The 18627-nt window shown below is 41.1% G+C and carries 17 protein-coding genes and 1 tRNA gene; 12 read left to right on the top strand and 6 right to left on the bottom strand.

Annotated elements, in window-relative coordinates:
• Positions 1–124 precede the first annotated feature (124 nt).
• Genes NEE14_RS07110 through NEE14_RS07125 form a run of 4 tightly spaced genes read left to right on the top strand, consistent with a single transcriptional unit; the run spans position 125 to position 3473 of the window.
• Complete coding sequence (locus tag NEE14_RS07110; RefSeq protein WP_251967968.1) at positions 125–670, top strand: DUF5063 domain-containing protein; 546 nt, start codon at positions 125–127, stop codon at positions 668–670.
• Positions 667–1251 (top strand): 3'-5' exonuclease, encoded by a 585-nt coding sequence (locus NEE14_RS07115; RefSeq protein ID WP_251967969.1) that lies wholly within the window; start codon positions 667–669, stop codon positions 1249–1251. Before NEE14_RS07110 ends, NEE14_RS07115 begins: the two co-directional genes overlap by 4 nt.
• Positions 1252–2436, top strand: coding sequence for a class I SAM-dependent rRNA methyltransferase (locus NEE14_RS07120; protein WP_251967970.1), 1185 nt, complete (start codon positions 1252–1254; stop codon positions 2434–2436).
• Between the two features lie 35 nt (positions 2437–2471).
• Complete coding sequence (locus NEE14_RS07125) at positions 2472–3473, top strand: cation diffusion facilitator family transporter (RefSeq protein ID WP_251967971.1); 1002 nt, start codon at positions 2472–2474, stop codon at positions 3471–3473.
• A 145-nt stretch (positions 3474–3618) separates the two neighbouring features.
• Here NEE14_RS07125 and NEE14_RS07130 read toward each other — a convergent pair.
• Positions 3619–3690 (bottom strand) — tRNA-Met (locus NEE14_RS07130).
• Between the two features lie 156 nt (positions 3691–3846).
• Between NEE14_RS07130 and NEE14_RS07135 the strand changes: the two genes are divergently transcribed.
• The 4 genes from NEE14_RS07135 to NEE14_RS07150 all read left to right on the top strand — a co-directional run bounded on the left by NEE14_RS07135 (position 3847) and on the right by NEE14_RS07150 (position 6924).
• Positions 3847–4443, top strand: coding sequence for a TetR/AcrR family transcriptional regulator (locus NEE14_RS07135; RefSeq protein ID WP_422394701.1), 597 nt, complete (start codon positions 3847–3849; stop codon positions 4441–4443).
• A gap of 10 nt (positions 4444–4453) precedes the next feature.
• Entirely contained in the window at positions 4454–5398 is a 945-nt protein-coding gene (locus NEE14_RS07140; RefSeq protein ID WP_251967973.1) for a 3-oxoacyl-ACP synthase III family protein, read from the top strand.
• 22 nt (positions 5399–5420) lie between these two features.
• Positions 5421–6167: a 3-oxoacyl-[acyl-carrier-protein] reductase gene (gene fabG, locus NEE14_RS07145; protein ID WP_251967974.1), complete on the top strand. Its 747-nt coding sequence runs from the start codon at positions 5421–5423 to the stop codon at positions 6165–6167.
• A gap of 82 nt (positions 6168–6249) precedes the next feature.
• Complete coding sequence (locus NEE14_RS07150) at positions 6250–6924, top strand: RluA family pseudouridine synthase (protein ID WP_251967975.1); 675 nt, start codon at positions 6250–6252, stop codon at positions 6922–6924.
• A 192-nt stretch (positions 6925–7116) separates the two neighbouring features.
• Here NEE14_RS07150 and thrC read toward each other — a convergent pair whose 3' ends face one another.
• The 3 genes from thrC to thrA form a co-directional block, all read right to left on the bottom strand.
• Positions 7117–8427 (bottom strand): threonine synthase, encoded by a 1311-nt coding sequence (thrC, locus tag NEE14_RS07155; RefSeq protein WP_251967976.1) that lies wholly within the window; start codon positions 8425–8427, stop codon positions 7117–7119.
• A gap of 2 nt (positions 8428–8429) precedes the next feature.
• The gene (locus tag NEE14_RS07160; protein ID WP_251967977.1) at positions 8430–9644 is read right to left on the bottom strand and encodes a cofactor-independent phosphoglycerate mutase; all 1215 of its coding nucleotides are present in this window, start codon (positions 9642–9644) and stop codon (positions 8430–8432) included.
• A 117-nt stretch (positions 9645–9761) separates the two neighbouring features.
• Positions 9762–12203, bottom strand: coding sequence for a bifunctional aspartate kinase/homoserine dehydrogenase I (gene thrA / locus NEE14_RS07165; RefSeq protein ID WP_251967978.1), 2442 nt, complete (start codon positions 12201–12203; stop codon positions 9762–9764).
• Between the two features lie 755 nt (positions 12204–12958).
• Here thrA and pruA point away from each other — a divergent pair.
• The 4 genes from pruA (at position 12959) to gdhA (ending at position 17671) form a co-directional block, all read left to right on the top strand.
• Positions 12959–14590, top strand: a complete 1632-nt coding sequence (pruA, locus tag NEE14_RS07170) for an L-glutamate gamma-semialdehyde dehydrogenase (RefSeq protein WP_251967979.1) — start codon at positions 12959–12961, stop codon at positions 14588–14590.
• Between the two features lie 42 nt (positions 14591–14632).
• Complete coding sequence (locus tag NEE14_RS07175; RefSeq protein WP_251967980.1) at positions 14633–15802, top strand: proline dehydrogenase family protein; 1170 nt, start codon at positions 14633–14635, stop codon at positions 15800–15802.
• Positions 15803–16013: 211 nt separating this feature from the next.
• A complete protein-coding gene (locus NEE14_RS07180; RefSeq protein WP_251967981.1) occupies positions 16014–16190 on the top strand; it encodes a DUF4250 domain-containing protein in 177 nt (58 codons plus the stop codon).
• Positions 16191–16336: 146 nt separating this feature from the next.
• On the top strand, positions 16337–17671 hold the full coding sequence (gdhA, locus tag NEE14_RS07185) for an NADP-specific glutamate dehydrogenase (protein ID WP_251967982.1): 1335 nt from the start codon (positions 16337–16339) through the stop codon (positions 17669–17671).
• 72 nt (positions 17672–17743) lie between these two features.
• Here the strand turns inward: gdhA and ruvC are convergent, their stop codons facing one another.
• Both ruvC and NEE14_RS07195 read right to left on the bottom strand, forming a co-directional pair.
• Positions 17744–18307, bottom strand: a complete 564-nt coding sequence (gene ruvC, locus NEE14_RS07190) for a crossover junction endodeoxyribonuclease RuvC (RefSeq protein WP_251967983.1) — start codon at positions 18305–18307, stop codon at positions 17744–17746.
• Complete coding sequence (locus NEE14_RS07195; protein WP_251967984.1) at positions 18307–18618, bottom strand: DUF4286 family protein; 312 nt, start codon at positions 18616–18618, stop codon at positions 18307–18309. Before NEE14_RS07195 ends, ruvC begins: the two co-directional genes overlap by 1 nt.
• Positions 18619–18627: the final 9 nt, after the last annotated feature.

Below are 18627 nucleotides of genomic sequence, written 5' to 3' on the forward strand. Positions count from 1 at the left end.
AATTTTTTAAGAAACAAATAATATTACTAACTTTGCCATTCGAAAATGTAGATTCAATTTTATCCAATTAAGTTGTCATTTTATTTTCGAAATCATTAAATATTAATCATGATATTCTGTGGTGATGAAAAAAGAGAACAATCCTGTATATGACCGGAACACGCTGGAATTCGTAACGGTGGCCCTCGAATACTGTACATTCGCTGAAAGTGCCAACCGTTCTGAACGCATAGATTTCGTTGATAAGGCAACGAAAATCCTGCCCTTGCTCTATCTGAAAGCCGCTCTGCTGCCCGCAGTCGAACCGGATGAACTGTTTGAGCCGGAACTAAGTGTGACCGAAGAAATGTACGAATCGGTCCGGTCAGGCATTGCTGCTTTACTGGAAGACAAAGACTCTTATCTGGATACATTTCATCCGGATATGGCTTATAGTGAAACACCTATCATCGCGTTCATTTCTGAAAATCTGGCAGACGTATATCAGGATGTTGGTAATTTTGTGTCTCTGTTTCGACAAGGCAATGAGTTCGTGATGCGCGAAGCCATCGGATTGTGTTATCATAACTTCTGTGAGTATTGGGGACAGCCGTTGCTGAATGCATTAAAAGCCTTGCATCACTTGCGCTATGCAGATGAAAGTTTGAACGAAGTAAAAGAAAACGAATGATTGAAAAGTATGTAAATATAATCAGCAAAGAGGAAATTTCCTTGTTGCCCCTCGAAGAATTCAAAGGCAGAATCATTACACTGCTTACTGAAAAAGAGGCCGACAAGGCAGTGGCCTATTTGTCTAAATATCCTATGATAGGCTTTGATACGGAAACGCGCCCCAGTTTCAAGAAAGGACAGCGCTATAAGGTTTCGCTGATACAATTATCGACCGACGACACCTGCTTTTTGTTCCGATTGAACTATATGGGATTTCCGGGATCACTGGAACATCTTTTAGGCAACGCCAATATCTTAAAAGTAGGTCTGTCTCTTCAGGATGATTTCGGAGCCATGCGCAAACGAATCGAAATAGAGCCACAGAACTTTCTGGATCTGCAGGCCTATGTCAAGCAATTTGGTATTGAAGAGGCCAGCTTGCAGAAGATCTATGCCATCCTCTTTCAGAAGAAAATATCCAAAGGGCAACGCTTGTCTAACTGGGAAGCGGATGTATTAACCTCATCCCAGCAAAAATACGCAGCATTAGATGCCTGGGCTTGCCTCCAAATTTATAAACAACTGAATAATCTGTCATAAATGAGTTACTGTAAAGTATTTCTGAAACCCAAAAAGGAAGAATCTTTGTTACGTTTCCATCCCTGGGTATTTTCCGGAGCCATTCAACGTATCGAAGGACAACCGGAAGAAGGTGATCTGGTGGAAGTATATGGTGCCAACCAGCAGTTCCTGGCAATCGGGCACTATCAGATAGGAAGTATCGCCGTCCGGGTGCTTTCTTTCACACAAAGAGAAATTGATCATGCATTCTGGGTAGAGAGAATCCGTTCCGCCTACCAGTTACGCTGTATCTTGGGGTTAGCCAATACTCCCAACAATAATACATACCGTCTGATTCACGGCGAAGGAGACAGTTTACCCGGCCTCGTTATTGATATGTACGCACATACAGCCGTTATGCAGGCACATTCTGTAGGTATGCACAAATTCCGCTTTGAAATAGCTGAAGCACTGAAGGAAGTCGTTGGCGACACTTTACAGAATATCTATTACAAATCGGAAACGACATTACCCTATAAAGCTGATCTCGACAGCGAAAAAGGTTACATCTATGGTCATGATGTAGAAGACATCGCCTTAGAAAATGGACTGAAATTCTGTGTCGATTGGCAAAAAGGACAAAAGACCGGTTTCTTTGTCGATCAACGGGAAAACCGTTCTCTGCTGGAACATTATTCAAAAGGCCGCTCTGTCTTGAATATGTTCTGTTATACCGGAGGATTTTCATTCTACGCCATGCGAGGCGGAGCCAAACTGGTACATTCGGTTGACAGCTCGGCCAAGGCCATTTCTTTAACGAATAAGAACGTTGAGCTGAACTTCCCGGGAGATCCGCGGCATCAGGCATTTGCCGAAGACGCGTTCAAATACCTGGAACGGATGGGAAATAACTATGATCTGATCATTCTGGATCCACCTGCTTTCGCCAAGCACAAGAATGTTTTGCGCAATGCCTTGCAAGGTTACCGCAAACTGAATGCCATCGCATTCGAAAAAATCCAGCCGGGAGGAATCTTGTTCACCTTCTCCTGTTCACAAGTAGTCAGCAAAGAGAACTTCAGACTGGCTGTTTTCAGTGCCGCAGCACAATCAGGAAGAAACGTACGTATCCTGCATCAGCTTACACAACCGGCAGATCATCCGGTCAACATTTACCATCCTGAAGGAGAATACCTGAAAGGACTGGTTCTTTATGTCGAATAATTTTGATCAATATAATTTAATTCAATCTATTTAAAATGGAAAGCCTGATTGATGAAGAGATGCTGAAACAAAAGGTACAAAAATACATTGTATCCATCTCTTGTTTGATTCTGATAGGCAAATTCATTGCCTATTACCTGACTCATTCGGTAGGTGTGCTGACCGATGCTATGGAAAGTATTGTGAATGTAGCAGCCGGTTTTCTCAGCTTATACAGCTTGCATTTCAGCGGACGCCCGAAAGATGAACGTCATCCTTTCGGACACGGAAAAATAGAATTGATATCAGCTTCAGTAGAAGGTATCTTAATCAGTATTGCTGGTGGTATGATTATCTACGAAGGCATCAAGCGCTTGTTCTCGCCGGTTGAAGTCCAACATTTGGATATAGGTATCTATATTGTAGCCTTTTCAGGACTACTCAATTATTTAATGGGATGGTATAGCATCCGCATCGGGAAACGCTATGACTCCATTGCCTTGGTTGCCGGAGGAAAGCATCTGCAATCCGACACCTATTCAACGATTGGACTGGTGGCAGGTCTGCTCGTGCTTTACTTCACTAAAATTGTATGGATCGATAGCTTGTTAGCTTTATTATTCGGAGGTATCATTGCCGGCACCGGAATATCCATCTTACGCAAGACTATTGCCAATCTGCTTGATGCAGCCGACGAACAATTGCTGAATGATCTGGTTCAGACGTTGAATGAAAAACGCCCGCCAGAATGGATAGACATCCACAATACACGAATCATCAAGTCGGGAAGCTACTTGTATATTGATTGTGATTTAACTATTCCTTGGTATTATACCATCGAAGAAGGTCACCGCGAAGCTGACAAATTACAGAACCTTCTGCGGGATAAATATGCCAATAAAGTTCAGCTGACCATCCATTTGGACCCTTGTAATATCTTCGATAAACAGAAATGTAGCAATTGCGCGTTAAAGCAATGTAAATATCGCCGGGAAGCATTCCAGCAACAAGAAAATATCAGCTTAGCCAGCTTCACCGGAGCAGGCGGAGAAGTTTGATTAAAATAAACGAGAATTAAAAACGGAACAAGCGAGGATCAGGATCGATTCTCGCTTGTTCCGTTTTTAAACCTTAACAACTTTTCTTCTGGATACAAAAAAAGAGAACCCTATTTTACTTAGATTCTCTTTACATTCCTTTTTGTTGCGGAGGCCTGATTCGAACAGACGACCTTTGGGTTATGAGCCCAACGAGCTACCACTGCTCCACTCCGCGATCAAGTATAATCATTATTATGATCATTTCGGGTGCAAAGGTAAGACTATTTTTACAAAGAACAAATTTTTCGCAAGTTTTTTTTATTCTACTTGTAACATATAATTCTTTTTGAGTACTTTTGCGCACAAAAATATTTAAATTGTGCAATACGTTATGCCGATGACAGTTTCAAAAACGAGGGAAATGTTGATCGATGTGGCCAGACAACTGTTTGCCCGCATGGGGGTTGATAATACCACGATGAATGATATTGCACTGGCTTCCAAAAAAGGACGCCGGACTCTATACACCTATTTCAAAAGCAAGAACGAAATTTACCTGGCTGTAGTCGAATCTGAATTAAATCGCCTACACAAGATGCTGTGCGATGTAGCAGAGAAAGACTTACCAGCCGATGAGAAATTAATGACTTTCATCTACGCACGCCTGGATGCCGTGAAGGCTTTGGTTTTCCGCAACGGGACATTGCGTGCAACTTTCTTCCGGGATATATGGCGAGTAGAAAAAGTTCGGAAAAGCTTTGATATGCGTGAAATAGAAATTCTAAAAGGAATCTTGGATGACGGCGTAAAAGAAGGCATTTTTTCCATGCCGGATACCGAGATCACAGCACTGGTTCTGCACCATGCCTTAAAAGGATTGGAAGTACCTTATATCCGAGGTATTATGGGCGATAACATCAGCCAGCGGATCCAACGGAGAGACAATGTAATGAATTTAATATTCAATGGTATTAAGATAAAGAAATAATCAAGAGACGATGTATATTAATGCGACAGGTTTTTATGTACCCGAAGCGCGGGTAGATAACCAACATTTTTTGGAGTTGAATGGCTTAACCAGCGAATGGATCGAACAACGTACAGGAATCCGTACACGTGCGATAGCGAAACCGGAAGAAAATATCAACACAATGAGTATGGAAGCTATCCGTAATGCTCTGCCTCTGTTACCTTACGACATTACCGAGGTAGATCTTATTATTTCCGCCTCCTATTCACCTTACGACACAGTAGCAACTGCAGCCCACAAGGCTCAGTTTGAATTCAATATCGAAAATGCAAAAGCTTTATATTTGTCCTCAGCTTGTTCTTCTTTCCTCAATGCACTGGAGGTTGTAGAAGGCTATTTTGCTATGGGCAAAGCAAGCAAAGCATTGATTCTGGGAGCCGATAAGAACTCAGCTTATTGGAATGAGACCGATCCGAAAGCCGGACATTTATGGGGAGATGCAGCAGCAGCTTTCTTCATTTCCAAAGAACGAATCACTGAAAAAGATCCTGAAATCATTGAAATATATACACAAGGGCTCGGTTATCTGCCGAAAGCTCCTGAAGCCGTTCATCTGCGCCCTCGTGATGGTGGTATTATGATGCCAGAAGGACGTGATGTATTCATCCAGGCATGTACCTATATGCCCAAGAATGTATTATTCCTATTAGAAAAAAATGGATATACACTGAATGACTTAAGCTATTTTATCGGGCATCAGGCAAATATGCGTATCATGCCCAACATCGCCAAACAATTGAACTTGCCGGAAGAAAAGTTCCTACACAACATCGAAGAATTAGGGAACACCGGTTCGGTTAGTTCAGCCTTAGTATATGCTCAAAATGCACATACATTCAAGAAAAATGATTTGATAGCTCTGACAGTCTTTGGCGGAGGTTATTCAACAGGTGCTTGTTTGATTAAATGTTAATCTTTAAAAGAGAAAAAAGAATATGAAATTATTGGAAGGTAAAGTAGCCGTTATTACCGGCGCTGCCCGCGGCATCGGAAAAGCCGTTGCATTGAAGTTCGCTTCAGAAGGGGCAAACATTGCATTTACTGATTTGGTAATCGACGAGAATGGTTTGGCTACACAGAAAGAATTGGAAGCCTTAGGCGTGAAAGCCAAAGGTTATGCTTCCAATGCAGCCAACTTCGAAGAAACACATCAGGTGATAGCTGAGATTGTAAAAGATTTCGGACGTATTGATGTTTTGGTAAACAATGCTGGTATTACTAAAGACGGTCTGATGATGCGTATGAGCGAAGGTCAGTGGGATGCCGTACTGAATGTCAATCTGAAATCTGCCTTCAACTTTATTCATGCTTGTACACCGATTATGATGAAACAGCGTTCTGGCAGTATCATCAATATGGCTTCAGTGGTTGGAGTTCACGGAAATGCAGGCCAGTGTAACTACTCTGCTTCAAAGGCAGGTATGATTGGCTTAGCAAAATCAATTGCTCAAGAATTGGGTTCTCGCGGTATTCGTGCCAATGCAATTGCTCCGGGCTTTATTATCACAGATATGACAGCAGCTTTGCCAGAAGAAATCCGTCAGGAATGGTGCAAGAAAATACCTTTGCGCCGTGGTGGTACACCGGAAGATGTGGCTAATATCGCTACATTCTTGGCTTCTGATATGTCTTCTTATGTATCAGGTCAGGTTATCCAGGTTGACGGTGGTATGAATATGTAAAATTGTATTGACGACGGACAATTGACCACCGGACCTTTCGTCCGGTCAATTGTCCCTTGTCAATTATTAATAATCTATTGGTGTGGAAGTCATCTACGAAGACAATCATATTATAGCCGTCAACAAGACGTGCCGGGAAATTGTTCAGGGCGACAAAACAGGTGATACACCGTTGTCTGAACTACTGAAAACCTGGCTGAAAGAGAAATATAATAAGCCGGGAAATGTATTTGTCGGTGTTACCCATCGTCTGGATCGTCCGGTGAGTGGTGTAGTTATCTTTGCCAAGACCAGTAAAGCTCTTTCCCGCTTGAATGAAATGTTCCGTAGTGGCGGTGTCAAGAAAACCTACTGGGCTATCGTGAAGAACCGGCCTCCTAAAGAAGAAGATGAATTGGTAAACTGGCTGGTAAGAAACGAGAAACAAAACAAGAGTTATGCCTATGATACCGAACGTCCGAACGCCAAAAAGGCTGTTCTGCACTACCGGGTGATTGCTCATTCCGACAAATATTACCTGTTGGAGATTGATCTAAAAACCGGTCGCCATCATCAGATACGATGCCAGTTAGCGAAAATGGGATGTCCGATTAAAGGAGACCTCAAATACGGATTTGACCGTTCTAATCCTGACGGAGGAATCAGCCTGCATGCCCACAGTGCGTCCTTTATTCATCCGGTATCCAAAGAAGCAATCCAGATCATTGCACCCGTTCCTAACGACAATTTATGGAAAGCGATTACTGCGGGATTATAACGTAAACATTCTCTCCTATTTCAGATGCCTTCAGATGGCACATGATATCTTCTTATAAATATAACGAGAATTAAAAACATTTCTCGCTATAATCGTTTTTGATTCTCGTTAATTTCAAAAAAGCAACCGGCTTCATACAGCCCAACCTGTTCCACCGGTTGTGAGCAAAAATATCCTACATCGTTGTTCAATTTACCTGCTCAACAAATACTGCTTAAAGGTATCAAAATCTTTTGTCAGCTCAACACTTTGCTTTTCTCCTTTCATAAAGGCCTGTAACTTTTCAGGAATAGAAATATCACTTCCCAAGATTCGGTCGACAGTTCCCTTGAATTTGGCAGGATGGGCCGTTTCCAGGAACACGCCATAGGCATCTTTCGGCAGATAATCCTTCAATGCCTGGAAACCACAGGCACCATGCGGATCCAGCAAATAACCTGTCTGCTGATAGGTATTCCGAATCGTTTCGGCTATTTCCTCATCGGTATAATGTGCCCCCGAAATATGTTTGCAGATTTCAGCATGCACATCCTCTCCATCTTCATACAAGGCTAAAATACGGGCAAAATTACTGGGAGCTCCTACGTCCATGGCATTAGCTATTGTCTGTACCGACGGGCGCGGGGTATAAATACCGGTTTTCAGATACTCCCAAAAGACATCATTCCGGTTATTCGCTGCAATAAAATGTTGAATTGGCAATCCCATGCGTTGCGCAAACAGGCCCGCCGTTATATTCCCGAAGTTTCCACTCGGGACACAACATACCAATTGATCAGTTTTCCCTAATTTATCCAACTGAGCATATGCATGAAAATAATAGAACGACTGCGGCAGGAAACGGGCCACATTGATAGAATTGGCAGAAGTCAGCTTTAAATGTGCATTTAAGTCTTCATCCATAAAAGCCGATTTTACCAAGGCCTGACAGTCATCAAACGTACCGTCAATCTCCAATGCGGTTATATTCTGGCCTAAGGTAGTAAACTGGCATTCCTGAATAGGACTCACTTTTCCTTTGGGATATAAGACATAGACATGGATTCCTTCTACACCTAAGAAGCCATTCGCTACGGCACTACCCGTATCTCCGGAAGTAGCCACCAGCACATTTACTTGCTTCAACCCTTCTTTCCGGATAAAATATCCCAGCAATCGTGCCATAAACCGGGCGCCAACATCCTTGAATGCCAATGTCGGACCGTGGAAAAGCTCCAGGCTATAAATATTTTCCGTTACGTTTACTACCGGCGTGTCAAAAGACAACGTATCACAAACAATCTGCTGAAGTATATCTTTCTCTATGTCCTCACTAAAGAAAGCCTGCGCAACAGTGCAAGCAATCTCATGGAAAGACAGGTGTTTCATATTTTGGATAAAAGTCTTATCCAATGTTGGAATACGTTCAGGCATATACAAGCCTTTATCACCAGCCAGGCCTTTCACCACGGCTTCTTCTAAAGATGCCAGTGGTGCTTTCCGATTCGTACTATAGTATTTCATAATTACTTCTCTGATTTAATTAACTGTCTGATAAATTCATCTTTCTCCAGCAGCCCATATTTCCCATTTTCTACAGAAAATTCGTCAAAAGTCATTACCGGGTCCGGTTCATCTCCGGGACGATAGATCAGGAAAGGCACCGGGACATTCGTATGCGTCCGTATAGAACAAGGTGTAGGATGATCCGGCAGAACAGCAATAGCCACCGGTTCTTTCCACGTTTGTAATGCTTGAAAGATAGGCCCCACAATACGATGATCCAAATCTTCGATAGTTTGTATTTTCAATCGGACATCACCTTCATGCCCGGCCTCATCACTTGCTTCTACATGCAGGTAAACCAAGTCGTCTGTCTTCAAGGCTTCTAAAGCGGCATCAGCCTTACCTTCGTAATTTGTATCATACAATCCGGTAGCTCCCTCAACATGTATCACTTTCATTCCGGCATATACACCTATTCCACGAATCAGATCCACCGCCGAAATAACCGAACTTTTCTGAATTCCATACATCGATTTCAACGTCTGCATTGCCGGACGTACGCCTGGAGACCAAGGCCAGATGCTATTCGCCGCATCATGTCCTTCCTGAATTCTCCGCAGGTTTACCGGATGATCTTTCAATACCTCTTGGGATTGCATGATTAATTGATTCAGCAAAGCTGCCGTCTCTTCAGCTTCCGGCACTTCAGCCCGGACCATATTCGGACGAAAAGGATGCAGAGGAATATCATGAGGCGGAATGCAAACCAATCGTTTGTCACCACCTTTTACGACCAATAGATGACGATAAGATACACCCGTATAAAATCTGATTCGATCTGATCCCAATGCCCTATTTAAACTTCGTATCAAGAGATCTGCTTCCTCAGTTCGGATATGTCCCGCCGAATGATTTTTCAACAAATCACCTTCAATACAAACTAAATTACACCGCATGGCTAATTCGTCTGGCTTCAGATCTACCCCCATACTGGCTGCTTCCAAAACACCACGTCCTTCATAAACAGTAGGCAAGTCATATCCCAATACAGCCATATTAGCTACTTCACTACCCGGATGAAAACCGTCGGCAACTGTTTTCAACCGGCCTGTCGTCCCTAAGCGGGCTAATGCATCCATAAAGGGTGTATCAGCATACTGCAATGGCGTTTTCCCTCCTAATTCATCAATAGGCTCGTCGGCCATTCCGTCTCCTAAAATGATGAGTGTTTTCATAAGCAGTCATTATTTGTTTATTTCATTAATCAGAAGCAATAGCATTCTGATATATCTTCCCTAAAGCCGGTAAGGTCCAATGGGAGAAAAACCTTACCGACGATAAAATCTTATTGATCAACGAATATTCGCAATCGATATGATATCCGCAAAGACTCCAGCAGCTGTCACATCAGCTCCAGCTCCGTAACCTTTGATGATCATAGGATAATCATGGTATCTTTCCGTAGAAATCATGATAATATTGTTGCTTCCTTCCAGTTCATAGAAGGGATGATGACTATCAAACGCCTCTAAACCTACCTGGCAAGCCCCATTATCCATCTTGGCAACAAAACGCAAGCGCTTGTTTTCCCCTTCCAGATGCTTCCGTTTTTCCTCGAATTCCACATCCATTTTGGGAATATTCTTCCAGAAATCCTCCAGCGAACCCTGGAAATAAGTATCTGGTATAAACAATTCTTTTTTCACATCTGCCTGTTCTACCCGATAGCCCGCCTCACGAGCCAAGATAACTAACTTACGAATTACATCTTTTCCACTTAAGTCTATGCGAGGATCCGGCTCAGCATAACCGGCATCCATCGCCATGTGGATGGCCTGGCTTAACGGAATATCCGGACCAATCGTATTAAAGATGTAATTTAATGTACCTGAAAGAACTGCTTCCAGTTTTAATATATGATCTCCACTATTACGCAGATCATTCATTGTATTGATAATAGGCAGGCCAGCTCCGACATTCGTCTCAAACAAAAACTTAATTCCCCGATGACGAGCTGTTTCTTTCAGCAACTGGTAATTCTCATACGGTGAAGAAGCTGCTTCCTTATTAGCGGCCACAACCGATACGTTTCCATTCATCAAACGCGCATAAAGAGCTGCCACGTCCGGGCTCGCCGTACAATCAACGAATACAGAATTGAATATATTCATACCCAATACCTGCTCACATAACGTATCGGGTGTACTGTCCATTCCCTTAGTCATCAATTCTTCTCGATAATTATCTAAATTGATGCCATCCCGATTGATCAGAACTTTCTTTGAATTGGCAATACCAACAATATTCAATTTCAGTCCGTTCTGTTCCATCAGCTTAGGCTGTTGCAGACGAATCTGTTCTAACAGGTTCCCTCCAACAGTACCAATACCGACTACAAAAAGGTTCAATACCTTATATTCTGACAGAAAAAAGGAATCGTGAATTGAGTTCAAGGCCTTACGAAGATATTCCCGCTTAATAACAAACGAAATGTTTGTCTCGGAGGCTCCTTGAGCACAGGCAATAACACTGATACCGGCCCGACCTAATGTTCCAAACAATTTACCGGCAATACCCGGAGTACGCTTCATATTTTCTCCTACGATAGCAACTGTAGCCAGGTCTTTTTCTGCCACGGTATCATTCATATCACCCTGAGCCCGTTCAGAAGCAAATTCTTTATTCAGAACCTCTACTGCCAAATCTGCATCAGCATTCCGAACGGCAAAGGTTGTGTTATTTTCTGAACTGGCCTGAGATACCATAAACACACTGATACCGTTCTTGGCCAATGTCTTGAAAATACGGTAATTCACACCGATCACACCAACCATACCTAAGCCTTGAACCGTAATCAGACATGTATCATTAATCGAAGAGATTCCTTTAATCAATGCTTTTCCATCATATTTTTCCTTTTCGCGAGAAATATAGGTTCCCGGAGCTTCTGGATTAAATGTATTGCGAATCAGGATCGGTATATTCTTATGGTAAACCGGATAAATCGTAGGCGGATAAATAACTTTGGCACCAAAGTTACACAATTCCATTGCCTCCGTAAAACTCAACCGGTCTATTACATAGGCAGAATTGATGACACGCGGATCGGCTGTCATGAAACCGTCAACATCAGTCCATATTTCCAAAACAGAAGCATCTAAAGCTGTTGCCAGAATAGACGCCGTATAATCAGAACCGCCTCGTCCTAAATTAGTAATTTCTCCATTATCCCGGCTCGTTGAAATAAAACCTGGGACGAGCGAAACCTTAGGAAGCGGATTAAAAGTCTCACGAATCAACTGATTTGTCTGTTCAAAATCTACAATATGCTTATTGAACTGCTTTACCGTTTTGATAAATTTACGGGAATCAAATAACTGAGCATCTTTGATCACATGAGAAACGATCAAAGAAGACAATCGCTCGCCATAACTGACAATCGTATCAGATGTCTTCGCTGAAAGATCATTAATCAAAAAGACTCCTCGCAAAATATTACCCAATTCATCCAATAAACCCATTGCACGACGCTGTACACTACGCCGAGTCTCTAAATCCGGAATAACGCCTTCAATGACATCGAGATGACGGGTTATAATGGCAGAAAATTCTTTTTCGTAAGCGACATCACTTTTTGCGGCCATTGCCGACGTCTGTAATAATTTATCGGTGATGCCTCCCAAGGCAGAGACAACCACAATTACAGGTTCATCAATCGCTTCAACTATTTTTTTTACGCTTAAAATACTTTCAACTGTACCAACGGAAGTTCCGCCAAATTTTAATACTTTCATCCTTTTATGAATATGCGGACAATAATTTCCCCACCTGAAAAAAGAAATTATGACGATCGGAAAATTACTCTCCAGAAATTAATATTAAATGAATAAAACTGTAAATGAAATGTGGACGAGCAAAAGTTTACGTTCGGAGCTCCATAAATATAGGAACAACCTTGTCCACTCGAACGGAAGTGTCAAATGCTAACCCCCCAAGGGGTCATTAATGCCCATGTATGATACATGTTGTCGGTACGCAATCGATTTCTCATTTTATTTTATTATTTTGCTCTTTGTGCGGCAATATTACTCAATATATTTCAGAAAAACAATACATTTTCAGGAAATTTGATATTTATATTTCTACATGACCTTTTTTCACAACAACAATTCAGATTAATACCAGTAATTAGGCTCCAACAAAGTCCCGATGAGTATCTTTTCCAAGAAACTTAGATCATCCCACTATTCCCTTTATACTTAAAAACGAATCTCTCGAGATTTCAAATTAAAACTAACGAGAACTAAAATCAAAAGTCACGAGAATTGACCGTCATTCCCTATATACCTATATTAATATAAGAGGAATAATTTAGGGATTAAACAACTCTTCAATACAAAAGTCCCCATTAAAGATGATATTTAGCTCATAGAAACAACTGAATTTATTTTGTAGTGTTTTTTTAACGCTTCATATTATTTACTTTTGAAAGAATTTGACTATGTTTACGCACATATTTAAAGATAACCATTAAAAACATTAATACTGTATGGATAATGCAATTTTTAGATTTCCCAAACCAGAGAACGAACCGGTAAAATCATATGCTCCCGGTTCAAGTGAAAAAAAAGCTTTAAAAAGTGCATTAGCACAATTAGCTTCAGAAAAATGGGAAATACCTCTTATTATTGGTGGAAAAGAAGTTTATACAGGTAACACTGGTAATGTAGTTATGCCGCACGATCACCATCATGTTTTGGCTACTTACCACAAGGCTGGTGAAAAAGAAGTACAGATGGCTATTGATGCAGCTATGAAAGCTCACAAAGAATGGTCTGATCTGCCTTGGGTAGAACGTGCATCTCTAATGTTGCGTGTAGCAGAACTTTTGTCAACCAAATACCGTTATGTATTGAACGCATCGGTTATGTTAGGACAAAGTAAGAACCCGTTCCAAGCAGAAATTGATGCTCCTTGCGAATTAATCGATTTTCTTCGCTTCAGTACATTCTATGCCAGCCAGGTTTACGCTGACCAACCTTATTCAGAAAAAGGTACCCTTAACCGGATGGAATACCGTGCCTTGGAAGGTTTCGTCTTTTCACTGACCCCGTTTAATTTCACTTCCATTGCTTCTAACTTGAATATGGCTCCAGCCATGATGGGTAATGTTGCCGTATGGAAACCATCTACAACTGCTTTGTATTCTAACTACTTCCTGATGAAAGTATTCAAAGAGGCAGGCCTGCCTGATGGTGTTGTTAACTTCATTCCGGGTCAAGGAAGTGTTATCGGTAAAGTTATTACAGCAAGTCCTGACTTAGCAGGTTTCCACTTTACTGGTTCTACAACAACATTCAACACATTGTGGCGTCAGATAGGTGAAAACTTAGGACATTACAAATCATATCCGAAGATTGTAGGAGAAACTGGTGGTAAGAATTATATCTTTGCTCATCCGTCAGCATCTGCATTAGACGTAGCAACAGCTATTGTAAGAGGTGCTTTCGAATATCAAGGTCAGAAATGTTCAGCAGGTTCTCGTGCTTATATTCCAGCTTCTTTATGGAAGGAAGTTAAAGAATATGTAGGTGACATGCTGAAAGAAATCAAGATGGGTGATGTTCGTGACTTCAGCAACTTCATCAATGCCGTTATCGACGAAGCTTCATTCGATAACATCATGAGTTATATCGAATATGCAAAGCAATCACCAGACGCTGAAATTGTATTTGGTGGACATGGAGATAAATCAGTAGGTTACTTTGTTGAACCAACTGTCATCCAGACAACCGATCCGATGTTCAAGAGTATGGTAGAAGAAATCTTTGGTCCGGTTATAACTGTTTACGTATATGAAGACAAAGATTACGAAGAAACATTACGTCTTTGCGATCGTACATCTCCATATGGTTTGACAGGCTCAATCTTTGCATACGACCGTTATGCTATTGATAAGGCATTTAACATTTTACGCTATTCAGCTGGTAACTTCTACATCAACGATAAACCGACAGGAGCTGTAATTGCTCAGCAGCCGTTTGGTGGTTCTCGTGCTTCTGGTACAAACGATAAGGCTGGTGGTCCATTGAACTTAATCCGCTGGACAAATCCTCGTTGTATCAAGGAAACATTAGTACCTCCTACCAGCTACGGTTATCCGTTCTTAGGAGAAGAATAATTTATCAAGTTTATCCGTTAACCTTGTAATTACGTGACAATCATGCTTGATTTTAATAATACAGAAATTGCCTTTTCGGCAAAAAGTGAAGGTGAGCTGAAAAATGCTTACCTTCTGTTCAATACGATCAAATATCCCGGTTTGGTTAAGTTTGCCAAATGGGCTACTCTGATCGCGTTGAAGATCCATTTTCCACTGGCATGGGCCGTTAAGCCCACACTTTATAAACAATTTGTCGGTGGTGAGACCTTGCAGGATTGTGAAAAAGCGATCAATCATTTGAAGGAGTTCAATGTGATGTCAACACTTGACTTCTCGGCTGAAGGTGAACAAACCCCTGAAGGAATCCAAGCTACATTTGATGAAACTATCCGTTCCATCGATTATGCAAAGGAAAATAAAAACCTCGCTTATGCGGTATTCAAACCTTCTACCATCACAACAGATGAATTGCTCGCTAAAGCTTCAGAAAGACACAGTGAACTGACAATTGAGGAAGTAAAAGCCTTCCGGGAATTTAAAGAACGATTCATGGCTTTATGCCAGCGAGCATATGAGAATGATGTTCGCATTCTGGTTGATGCGGAAGATTACTGCTTCCAAGACGCCATCGATAAATTGACAGACGATGCCATGCGCAAATTTAACAAGAAGCGTGCAATCGTTTTTGCAACATTACAGATGTACCGGCATGACCGTATGGCTTATCTGCAAAAAATATACGCAGACGCTATTGAAAAAGATTATATTCCGGGTATTAAGTTCGTACGTGGAGCTTACATGGAAGAAGAACGGGCTCGTGCAGCTGCTATGGGTTATCCCGACCCTATTTGCAAAGACAAACAGGCTACTGACGAAAATTATGACGCGGGTGTACGTTTTGTCGTTGATCATATCGATCGTTTCGAAATGTTCATGGGCACTCACAATGAAGAAAGTAATTACAAGTTAGCCAAATTGATAGAAGAAAAAGGATTAAAGAAAAATGATCCTCGAATCTTCTTCGCCCAATTGTTGGGTATGAGCGACAATATATCGTTCAATCTGGCTCATGAGGGATATAATGTTACTAAATATGTTCCTTATGCAAAGGTCAATGATGTACTTCCATACCTAATTCGGCGGGCAGAAGAAAATACGTCAGTTGCAGGACAAACTGGTCGTGAACTTCGCATGCTGAAAGCGGAAATGGAACGCAGAAAAAGAAAATAAGAGTAAGACAATGCTCTTAATGAAGACTGATATTTGACCGATAATACACAGATACCGGAGACAAAAGATGATGTTGCAGAAACAAATACTTTTGTTCTCCGGTATTTTTATTTTACAAAGAATAATTATCAGCTAAACACTTCATAAAAAAATATCATAACTTTGCACCTCGAAAATAAGGTTATCAGATTTATAATAAATAAAAAAACAAATGGAACTACCTAAAGACCCGATGATTCTGTTTAGCTTCATCAATACAAACTTAAGAGACAACTACAAGTCGCTCGATGAATTATGCGAAGATATGCACGTGAACAAGAAAAATATTGTAGAAGAACTGGAATCCGTAGGATTTGAATATAACCCAAATCAAAACAAATTTTGGTAAGCTTTTTATATAACAAATTTTGCTTCTCAAAGGTTGTATGCTTAATAACATACGGAACATCTTGCAAATTGTAAGCTAAAACCTTGTATATTCCAGTTCAATCGCTACCTTTGTAATCATAATGTTAGACTTAAAGCAATTACAACATGAAAACAGAAGCGATTTTATCATCACTGGAAGCTAAGCACCCGGGAGAGAAAGAGTACTTGCAAGCTGTTAAAGAAGTTCTTTTATCAATAGAAGAGGTGTATAATGAGCACCCAGAGTTTGAAAAAGCTAAAATCATAGAACGTTTGGTAGAACCAGACCGTATATTTACATTCCGTGTACCTTGGGTAGACGATAAAGGTGAGGTTCAGATTAATTTAGGTTACCGCGTTCAATTCAATAATGCAATAGGCCCGTACAAAGGAGGTCTGCGTTTCCATCCGTCCGTTAACTTGTCTATCCTAAAATTCTTAGGATTTGAACAGACATTCAAGAACGCCCTTACAACATTGCCTATGGGTGGTGGTAAAGGTGGTTCAGATTTCGCTCCAAGAGGTAAGAGCGATGCTGAAATTATGCGTTTCTGCCAGGCCTTTATATTGGAATTATGGAGAAATATAGGTCCAGATACGGATGTACCTGCCGGTGATATTGGAGTTGGAGGTCGTGAGATTGGTTATCTGTATGGCATGTATAAGAAATTGGCTCGCGAGAATACAGGAACATTTACAGGTAAAGGAATGGAATTCGGAGGCTCTATTCTGCGCCCAGAAGCAACAGGTTTTGGAGCTTTGTATTTCGTACATCAGATGTTAGATGAGCACGGAATTGACATAAAAGGTAAAACAGTTGCAATCTCTGGCTTCGGAAACGTAGCATGGGGTGCAGCAACAAAAGCGACAGAATTAGGAGCTAAGGTTGTAACAATTTCCGGACCTGACGGTTATGTATACGACCCAGATGGCATCTCTGGTAAGAAAATAGATTATATGCTTGAACTTCGTGCATCTGGAAACGATGTTGTCGCACCATATGTTGAAGAATTCCCGAACGCAACATTCTATCCTGGACGTAAACCTTGGGAACAAAAAGTTGACATCGCCTTACCATGTGCAACTCAAAATGAATTGGATGCTAACGACGCCAAAATGTTGATAGAAAATAAGACATTGTGTGTAGCCGAAGTTTCCAATATGGGATGTACAGCCGAAGCAGTAGACTTGTTTATCGAACACAAGCAGTTGTTTGCTCCAGGCAAAGCAGTCAATGCGGGTGGTGTAGCTACTTCTGGCTTGGAAATGACCCAAAATGCTATGCACATCTCATGGAGTGCAGAAGAAGTAGATGCGCGCTTACATCAGATTATGAGCAATATCCATCAACAATGTGTAGAACACGGTCGTGAAGGCGAATATATCAACTATGTAAAAGGTGCTAATATCGCCGGATTCATGAAAGTAGCTCGTGCAATGATGGCACAAGGAATTGTATAAAGGAAAGTAATAGAGAATTTAAACTATAAATAAGAAATGACCGTCATTCATCTGTTTTCCAGATAATGATGGTCATTTTTTATGGATTTTATCCGGATTTTTCTTTATATAATCCCCCCAATTACTATATTTTCTTTCTAAGACCGGATTATTACTCTGGAAGAAATGGCACACAGCCGCAGCTAATCCATCTGTGGCATCCAACTGAGGCAACATATTTTCCTCCTTGATATGCAAATAATTCTTTAAGACTCCAGCTACTTGCTCCTTTGAAGCACTTCCATTGCCTGTTATTGCCTGTTTAATTTTCAACGGAGCATACTCAAAAATAGGGATATCTCTTTCCATAGCTGCAGCTATAGCTACTCCTTGAGCTCGCCCTAATTTCAGCATACTCTGTACATTTTTACCAAAGAATGGAGCTTCTATTGCCAATTCATCCGGATGATATTGATCAATCAGCCCTAATACCCGTTCAAAGATTTTCTTCAGACGTAAATAATGGTCTTCAAATTTATTTAGTTGAAGTACGCCCATAGTCTGTAGATAAGGTTTATTATCCAAAACCAATAATACACCATATCCCATCACTATGGTACCAGGATCAATACCTAATATCACACGTTCTTTCACCATTATAATTCAACTTCCTCTAAAACTGTAGTAAAACCGATGACTTTCGAGCCGAAACGACGAACCAGTTCGTGTGAAAGACGCAACCCTTCCTGCTCGATCCAATAATTAAGCGTATCCACATTCTTTACCCGGAACTGTATGGCATAACTATTGCCCTCTTCTTCGTCTACGTGCGGTAACACCCGATGCATACGAGGAGAATGCATAAATCCACTTTGAGTAGCTAATGGAATATAAATAGACTTCAGAAAATTTAAACAATCAGGTAGAATATCTTTCTCAATATGGAAGGTGATGTTATAAATAATCATTCCGAAAAG

Source organism: Parabacteroides sp. AD58 (assembly GCF_023744375.2).
GTDB classification, from domain to species: domain Bacteria; phylum Bacteroidota; class Bacteroidia; order Bacteroidales; family Tannerellaceae; genus Parabacteroides; species Parabacteroides absconsus.

Excerpts from the sequence above, each read along its gene's own strand:
- NEE14_RS07110 (WP_251967968.1), top strand. The coding sequence starts at position 125 with ATGAAAAAAGAGAACAATCCTGTATATGACCGGAACACGCTGGAATTC.
- NEE14_RS07115 (WP_251967969.1), top strand. The coding sequence starts at position 667 with ATGATTGAAAAGTATGTAAATATAATCAGCAAAGAGGAAATTTCCTTG.
- NEE14_RS07120 (WP_251967970.1), top strand. The coding sequence starts at position 1,252 with ATGAGTTACTGTAAAGTATTTCTGAAACCCAAAAAGGAAGAATCTTTG.
- NEE14_RS07125 (WP_251967971.1), top strand. The coding sequence starts at position 2,472 with ATGGAAAGCCTGATTGATGAAGAGATGCTGAAACAAAAGGTACAAAAA.
- NEE14_RS07135 (WP_422394701.1), top strand. The coding sequence starts at position 3,847 with ATGCCGATGACAGTTTCAAAAACGAGGGAAATGTTGATCGATGTGGCC.
- NEE14_RS07140 (WP_251967973.1), top strand. The coding sequence starts at position 4,454 with ATGTATATTAATGCGACAGGTTTTTATGTACCCGAAGCGCGGGTAGAT.
- fabG (WP_251967974.1), top strand. The coding sequence starts at position 5,421 with ATGAAATTATTGGAAGGTAAAGTAGCCGTTATTACCGGCGCTGCCCGC.
- thrC (WP_251967976.1), bottom strand. The coding sequence starts at position 8,427 with ATGAAATACTATAGTACGAATCGGAAAGCACCACTGGCATCTTTAGAA.
- NEE14_RS07160 (WP_251967977.1), bottom strand. The coding sequence starts at position 9,644 with ATGAAAACACTCATCATTTTAGGAGACGGAATGGCCGACGAGCCTATT.
- thrA (WP_251967978.1), bottom strand. The coding sequence starts at position 12,203 with ATGAAAGTATTAAAATTTGGCGGAACTTCCGTTGGTACAGTTGAAAGT.
- pruA (WP_251967979.1), top strand. The coding sequence starts at position 12,959 with ATGGATAATGCAATTTTTAGATTTCCCAAACCAGAGAACGAACCGGTA.
- NEE14_RS07175 (WP_251967980.1), top strand. The coding sequence starts at position 14,633 with ATGCTTGATTTTAATAATACAGAAATTGCCTTTTCGGCAAAAAGTGAA.
- NEE14_RS07180 (WP_251967981.1), top strand. The coding sequence starts at position 16,014 with ATGGAACTACCTAAAGACCCGATGATTCTGTTTAGCTTCATCAATACA.
- gdhA (WP_251967982.1), top strand. The coding sequence starts at position 16,337 with ATGAAAACAGAAGCGATTTTATCATCACTGGAAGCTAAGCACCCGGGA.
- ruvC (WP_251967983.1), bottom strand. The coding sequence starts at position 18,307 with ATGGTGAAAGAACGTGTGATATTAGGTATTGATCCTGGTACCATAGTG.
- NEE14_RS07195 (WP_251967984.1), bottom strand. The coding sequence starts at position 18,618 with ATGATTATTTATAACATCACCTTCCATATTGAGAAAGATATTCTACCT.